General features: G+C 66.9%; 5 protein-coding genes and 1 pseudogene. 4 read left to right on the forward strand and 2 right to left on the reverse strand.

The genetic code is table 11. The features are described 5' to 3' along the window. Positions 1-195: pseudogene (locus tag HB681_RS37225) on the reverse strand (quinone oxidoreductase); the annotation flags it as partial. Positions 196-329: 134 nt separating this feature from the next. Here HB681_RS37225 and HB681_RS37230 point away from each other — a divergent pair. From HB681_RS37230 to HB681_RS37245, 4 genes are all read left to right on the forward strand, one after another. Further along, the gene (locus HB681_RS37230) at positions 330-1,394 is read left to right on the forward strand and encodes an AraC family transcriptional regulator (protein WP_213959920.1); all 1,065 of its coding nucleotides are present in this window, start codon (positions 330-332) and stop codon (positions 1,392-1,394) included. A gap of 179 nt (positions 1,395-1,573) precedes the next feature. Next, positions 1,574-2,458 carry a polyphosphate kinase 2 gene (ppk2, locus tag HB681_RS37235; RefSeq protein ID WP_213959921.1) on the forward strand — a complete coding sequence of 295 codons (885 nt, stop codon included), beginning with the start codon at positions 1,574-1,576 and terminating at the stop codon, positions 2,456-2,458. Between the two features lie 15 nt (positions 2,459-2,473). Continuing rightward, positions 2,474-2,638 carry a hypothetical protein gene (locus HB681_RS37240; RefSeq protein WP_213959922.1) on the forward strand — a complete coding sequence of 55 codons (165 nt, stop codon included), beginning with the start codon at positions 2,474-2,476 and terminating at the stop codon, positions 2,636-2,638. Then, positions 2,619-4,304 (forward strand): SulP family inorganic anion transporter, encoded by a 1,686-nt coding sequence (locus HB681_RS37245; RefSeq protein WP_213959923.1) that lies wholly within the window; start codon positions 2,619-2,621, stop codon positions 4,302-4,304. The genes HB681_RS37240 and HB681_RS37245 overlap by 20 nt, the downstream gene beginning before the upstream one ends. 107 nt (positions 4,305-4,411) lie before the next feature. Here HB681_RS37245 and HB681_RS37250 read toward each other — a convergent pair whose 3' ends face one another. Continuing rightward, entirely contained in the window at positions 4,412-5,353 is a 942-nt protein-coding gene (locus tag HB681_RS37250) for a DUF2950 domain-containing protein (RefSeq protein ID WP_256354746.1), read from the reverse strand. Positions 5,354-5,379: the final 26 nt, after the last annotated feature.

Consider the following 5,379-nt stretch of genomic DNA (forward strand, 5'->3'; position numbering starts at 1 on the left):
GGCGGCCTCCACGCCCAGGCCGCTGGGCATGGGGACGGCGTAGGTGCCGTTGCGGAAATAGGTGTCGGCGTAGTTCAGGCCCACCGCCACATGGCGCAGCCTGACCTGGCCGGGGCCGGGATCGCCGACTTCGACGTCTTCGTAGCGAAGGACTTCGGGGCCGCCGGCCTCGTATTGGCGTACTGCTTTTGCCATTGTTCGTGTCTCCTGAATGGGTGTTGGATCGATGATGGAACTGTATGGATCGCGACGGAGTGACGCTTCGCAAGTTGCGACATGCATTTCGCTTCTCATGCCAGAATCCGTGCTCTGAATTCACCGTTCACACCATGGTCCCGCTGGTTCGTGCCGCCGCCCTGACCAACTTCCTGGAGGTCGCCGAGAGCCTCGGCTTCAACCCCAGGGAGGCCCTGCGGCATGCGGGCCTGAGCCAGAGCCTGCTCAAGGATCCCGAGCAGCGCATTTCGACGGATGCGGTGGTGGCCTTGCTCGAGGAGGCGGCGGCCGGCTCGGGTTGCGACACCTTCGGCCTGCGCATGGCGGAGTCGCGGCAGCTGTCGAACTTCGGCGTCGTGAGCTTGCTGATCACCCACCAGGCGACCTTGCGCGATGCGCTCGTCACCACCATCGATTACCGGCACCTGCTCAACGAGAGCCTGGCGATGCAGCTCGAGGATGCCGGCAGGCTGGTGATCCTGCGGCAGGAACTGGTGGCCACGAAGCCGGGTCGACAGGGCACCGAACTGGCACTGGGCGCTGTCTTCCGGATGTGCAAGGCCCTCATGGGCGCGCAATGGCAGCCCAACAGCGTCAACTTCGTCCACTCGGCGCCCTCCGACCTGCGCCTGCACAACCGCTTGTTCGCCTGCAGGCTCGTATTCGACAGCGAGTTCAACGGCATCGTCTTCGCTGCGAGCGACCTTGAGGCGGCCAACCCGCATGCCGACCCGGCCATGGCGCGCTACGCCCGGCAGTTCGTCGAATCGCTGCCGCAGTCGCATGCGCATTCGATCGTGCTGGAGGTGCGCAGGGCGATCTACCTGATGTTGCCCATGGGACGGGCCACCAGCGAAACCGTGGCACTGGGTCTCGGCATGAGCGTGCGTTCGATGCAGAGGCAACTCGATGAAGTGGGGGCGAGCTTCACGTCCCTGCTCAATGCGGTGCGGTCCGAACTGGCTCCTCGCTACATGGAGAACCCCAAGTTCAGCCTCAACCGGATCTCCGAACTGCTCGGCTACAGCACGCAGGGATCGTTCACGCGCTGGTTCACCGCCCAGTTCGGGCTGCTGCCGTCGAGGTGGCGGGAGCGCGAGGAAGGCATTCATCGCACGGATGCCCGGGGGTCTGACAGAAGCTTCGAGGCGCCGATCCGCAAGACCGCGCCGGATTGATCTGCATCAATCGCGCGGGCTTCGGCGGGGCATAGCATCAGGATGCCTCCCGGACGCCCCCGTGTGAGCGCGCGATCACGCTCGCGCGGGCAGTGGATCGATGCAGCCGCGCGCACCGACCTGCCGCATCCGGCAGCATGATGGTTGCGTCGAGGCTCCATTTTCAACAGGAGAGCGTCATGGAACGAAACAAGAAGGGTCATCACCATGCTCATCGGGCCGAGGCCGAGCCTCCTGCGGAGGATGCGTCGGTGCAGGAGAACGACGCCGCGGCAGTGTCGGAGCACGACAAGCCGCTGTCGAGCAAGGTGTATCTGCGGTCGCTCAAGGAGCTGCATGTCGAACTGGTGCGCTTGCAGCAGTGGGTCCAGCACGCTGGCCTGAAGGTCTGCGTGCTGTTCGAGGGGCGCGACGGGGCAGGCAAGGGCGGCACCATCAAGGCGATCACCGAGCGCGTGAGTCCCCGGATCTTCCGCGTGGTGGCCTTGCCGGCCCCTAGCGAACGACAGAAAAGCCAGATGTACATCCAGCGCTATATCCCGCACCTGCCGGCGGCCGGCGAGGTCGTGATCTTCGACCGAAGCTGGTACAACCGCGCCGGCGTGGAGCGCGTCATGGGCTTCGCCTCCGAAAGCCAGGTCAGGGACTTCCTGACGGCGACGCCGCTGGTCGAGCAGGCGATCATCCAGTCGGGCGTGATCCTGCTGAAGTACTGGCTCGAGGTGACGCCCGAGGAGCAGACTCGCCGGCTGACGCAGCGCATCGACGACGGGCGCAAGATCTGGAAGCTCACGGGCATGGACCTCAAGTCCTATGGCCGCTGGTACGACTATTCGCGCGCGCGCGACGACATGCTCCAGGCCACGGACCTGCCATCGTCGCCATGGTTCATCGTGCGTTCCGACGACAAGAAGCGCGCCCGGCTCAACATCATCAAGCACATGCTGGAACACATTCCCTACGAGAAGCTGCCGCGGGAAAAGGTGAAGCTGCCGAAGCGCCAGCAACGCGGCGACTACAAGGAGCCTCCGGTGCCGCTCAGGTTCATCCCCGAGATCTACTAGGACCCGGGGCGCGCCATGGGCCTTTTCCTTCCGGTGAGCCTGCAGTTCGAAGGCCGGCGAGTGGCGGTGCGCAAGCTGGCAAGGCGTCCCGGCTTCGAGGACTTGCCCGACCCGCACGACACCGCGGTCCGCATCGCGCAATGCCACCTGCGCAGTGGCGATGCAGCAGCAACACGCTGACGCGCCGGCGTCGCCGGCACGCTTCGGGGTGCCGGACTGGATCCGCGCCTACCAATCCGGGTGGCTCAAGCCCGACGTCGTCGCCGGGCTGATTGCCGCCGCCGTCGTCATTCCCAAGGCGCTGGCCTACGCGACCATCGCGGGCCTGCCCGTGCAGGTCGGCCTGTACACGGTGTTCGTGCCCATGGTCATCTATGCGCTGCTCGGAACGTCGCGCCCGCTCAGCGTAAGCACCACCACGACGCTGGCCATCCTGACGGGCGCGGCGCTGGCGGAGGTCACGTCGGGCGATGGCGCGGCGAGCATCGTGACCGCCTGCGCCACGCTGACGCTGCTCTCGGGGGCCGTCCTCGTGCTCGCCGGCCTGTTGCGGCTGGGCTTCGTCGCCAACTTCATCTCGGAGCCGGTGCTGGTCGGCTTCAAGGCCGGCATCGGCATCGTGATCGTGCTGGACCAGCTACCCAAGCTGCTGGGCATCCATTTCGCGAAGGGATCGTTCCTGCAGAACCTGCTCCACATCGTGCAGGGCATTCCGGAGACTTCGCTGGCGACACTCGCCGTCGGCGCGACCACGGTGGCCGTGCTCGTGGCGATGGAGCACTTCACCCCGCGTGCACCCGCGCCGCTGATCGCGGTGGCCGGCAGCATCGCCGCGATGAAGTTGCTGGGACTGGACCGCTACGGCGTGGAGGCCGTGGGTACGGTCCCCACCGGCCTGCCGGCCGTGACGCTCCCGGACGTGCACCTGCTCACGCAGCTGTGGCCCGCCGCACTGGGCATCGCGCTGATGAGCTTCACCGAGACGATCGCGGCCGGGCGCGCCTTCGCGCAAACCGGAGAGCCGGTGCCGCAACCGAACCGGGAACTGCTGGCCACCGGCCTGGCGACTGCGGGCGGTGCGCTGCTGGGCGCGATGCCCGCTGGCGGCGGCACCACGCAGACGGCGGTGAACCGGCTCGCGGGTGCACGCACCCAGCTGGCGGAACTGGTCACGGCCGCGGCTGCGCTGCTGACGGCGCTGCTCCTCGCGCCTTTCATCGGGCTGATGCCACACGCCACCCTGGCCGCGGTGGTGATCGTCTATTCGGTCGGGCTCATCAAGCCTGCGGAATTCAGGGCCATCATCCGCGTGCGGCGCACGGAGTTCGTCTGGGCGCTGGTGGCCGCGGCCGGCGTGGTGCTGCTCGGCACGCTGCAGGGCATCGTCGCGGCCATCGTCGTTTCGCTCGTGGCACTGGCCTACCAGATGTCGGACCCGCCCGTTCATGTGCTGGGACGCAAGCCCGGCACCAACGTGTTCCGCCCCCGAAGCCCCGAGCACCCCGAGGATGAAGTTTTCCCGGGCCTGCTGATACTGCGGCCGGAAGGGCGCGTCTACTTCGCCAATGCGCAGCAGGTCGGACGCAAGGCGCAGGCCTTCGTGGACGAGGCGCGGCCCAAGGTGGTGGTGCTGGACATGGGTGGCGTGTTCGATCTCGAGTACACCGCGCTCAAGATGCTGATCGAAGCCGAAAAGAGGCTGAGCGACAGCGGCACCGCCCTGTGGCTCACGCGGCTGAACCCGGGCGTGCTCGAGATGGTGCAGAGATCGCCGCTGGGCCAGACGCTGGGGCGCGAACGGATGATCCTCAACACGGAGCAGGCTGTTGCGCGATTCGTGAAATGAAGTCCGCCCCCGAAGTGGGCTTCAGCGCGTGCTTCGGATCTTTTGCGAAGCGCCTGGCGCGCAGCGCAATCCCGCGCTGGCAGCGAAGACCCTGGCGCAGGAGCTTCTCAGCCTGGAGACGCCGCCGGGGCCTTGCTCCAGCCCGGGCCGGGATTGAACGTCGTCATGGCACGTGCCGCGGCGTCGGTGCCCGCGCCCAGGTCCTTCTCGTAGACGACGCCGTCATGGTTCACCATGAAACTCATGACGCCGGTCTTTCCGTACTGCCTGGGCCATGCGATCAATGCGAAGCCGCTGCGCATGCGCCCCCCCAGGACATAGCTGTAGGCGCCGCCTGGCGCATCCTTGCCCTGGGCCTTGAGGATCTTGAAGTCATAGCCGTGGTAGCCCTCGCCGGCATTGCCTCCGGCATAGAGCGGGCCGAGCGGACTGCGGTCCTGGCCCGGCGCGTCAGGCCAGTACAAGCCATCATGCTTGCCGGGCGAACTCGCGAATTTCTCCGCGTACTCCAGCACGGCATTGCCGTCGCGGTCCTTGAGCGCATATTCCTTCTGCGCGTCGAAATAGGCGAGCACAGCCTGCATCGCGGCCAGCTCGTTGCGGCCGATGATGCGCGTGCGCATCTGGTCTGCGCCCGCATGCGTGTCGAAGTGCCATCCACCGGCGCGCTTGATGATCGGGATGGGCAGCGTCCAGTCGCCGTCTCCGGCGGCAAGCACCGCGGTGTCGGGCTTCTCGAGCACGGTCTTGTGCTGCCGTGCCCAGGCGCCGAGGAAATCGTAGACGTCATCCCGGTCGAGGCTGCCTTCAGGAATGAAGCGTCGCCAGTCGGGCCCCAGCACCGTGCGCAGGGCCTCGAGGTCGCTGCTCGCAATGGCGTCGACCAAGGCCTGGGATGCGGCGTCGGGCGTGGAATAGGCCCGTTGGGCGATCGAGGCGCCGGGCGCCAGCGACAGCGCAAGCGCGACCGCCGCCGTCGAGGCGAGGGCGCTGAAGGAGTGTGTCTGCAGGAACATGGTCCGGGTCTTCGTGTTGGTTGAGTGCGCCATGCCAGAGTCTCCTAACGGCGTCCGCC

This window comes from Variovorax sp. dw_954, assembly GCF_018449755.1.
In the GTDB taxonomy this organism is placed as follows: domain Bacteria; phylum Pseudomonadota; class Gammaproteobacteria; order Burkholderiales; family Burkholderiaceae_C; genus Variovorax.

Bases quoted from the DNA above. Each gene is read 5' to 3' on its own strand.
- HB681_RS37230 (WP_213959920.1), top strand. From the start codon at position 330: ATGGTCCCGCTGGTTCGTGCCGCCGCCCTGACCAACTTCCTGGAGGTC.
- ppk2 (WP_213959921.1), top strand. From the start codon at position 1,574: ATGGAACGAAACAAGAAGGGTCATCACCATGCTCATCGGGCCGAGGCC.
- HB681_RS37240 (WP_213959922.1), top strand. From the start codon at position 2,474: ATGGGCCTTTTCCTTCCGGTGAGCCTGCAGTTCGAAGGCCGGCGAGTG.
- HB681_RS37245 (WP_213959923.1), top strand. From the start codon at position 2,619: ATGCAGCAGCAACACGCTGACGCGCCGGCGTCGCCGGCACGCTTCGGG.
- HB681_RS37250 (WP_256354746.1), bottom strand. From the start codon at position 5,353: ATGGCGCACTCAACCAACACGAAGACCCGGACCATGTTCCTGCAGACA.